The organism is Kitasatospora putterlickiae (genome assembly GCF_039527695.1).
Lineage (GTDB): Bacteria > Actinomycetota > Actinomycetes > Streptomycetales > Streptomycetaceae > Kitasatospora > Kitasatospora putterlickiae.
On record NZ_BAAAKJ010000323.1, the window covers coordinates 1 to 914 of the forward strand.

General features: G+C 72.6%; 1 protein-coding gene. It reads left to right on the top strand.

What is annotated here, in order from left to right:
- Positions 1 to 877 (top strand): pseudouridine synthase (locus tag ABD308_RS30530; RefSeq protein ID WP_344342106.1); only part of this gene is annotated, 877 nt, incomplete at its 5' end.
- Positions 878 to 914 lie beyond the last annotated feature (37 nt).

Genomic DNA, 914 nt, shown 5'->3' on the forward strand with positions numbered 1-914 from the left:
CCCCGCTCCGCGCCCGCGCCGCGAGGGCCAGGGCGCCCCGGGCGACCCGCTCCGCCAGCCGCAGCGCTCGCGCGAGCTGCAGGCCCGGATCGAGGACGCCGTGCTGGCCCGGCACGACAAGCCGGCGGTGAAGACGCCCAAGACCTTCGGCGAGCCCGAGGGCGAGCGCCTGCAGAAGGTGCTGGCCCGGGCCGGCGTCGGCAGCCGGCGCGCCTGCGAGGAGCTGATCGAGCAGGGCCGGGTCGAGGTCAACGGCAAGCGCGTCACCGAGCAGGGCAAGCGCGTCGACCCGCAGAAGGACGAGATCAAGGTGGACGGCCTGACCGTCGCCACCCAGTCCTACCTGTTCTTCGCGCTGAACAAGCCGGCCGGCGTGGTCTCCACCATGGAGGACCCGGACGGCCGCCAGTGCCTCGGCGACTACGTGACCAACCGGGAGACCCGGCTGTTCCACGTCGGCCGCCTGGACACCGAGACCGAGGGCATCATCCTGCTCACCAACCACGGCGAGCTGGCCCACCGCCTCACCCACCCCCGGTACGGCGTGACCAAGACCTACCTGGCCGCCATCCAGGGGCCGATCCCGCGCGACCTGGGCAAGCAGCTCGCCAAGGGCATCGAGCTGGAGGACGGCTACGCCCGCGCCGACAGCTTCAAGGTCGTCTCCAACGTCGGCAAGAACTACCTGGTCGAGGTGACCCTGCACGAGGGCCGCAAGCACATCGTCCGCCGGATGCTGGCGGAGGCGGGCTTCCCGGTCGAGAAGCTGGTGCGCACCCACTTCGGCCCGATCGCGCTCGGCGACCAGAAGTCCGGCTGGCTGCGCCGGCTGACCAACCCCGAGGTCGGCCAGCTGATGCGCGAGGTCGGGCTGTAACACCGGCCCCCGACCGGCCCCGGCCGGTCTCCCCCGG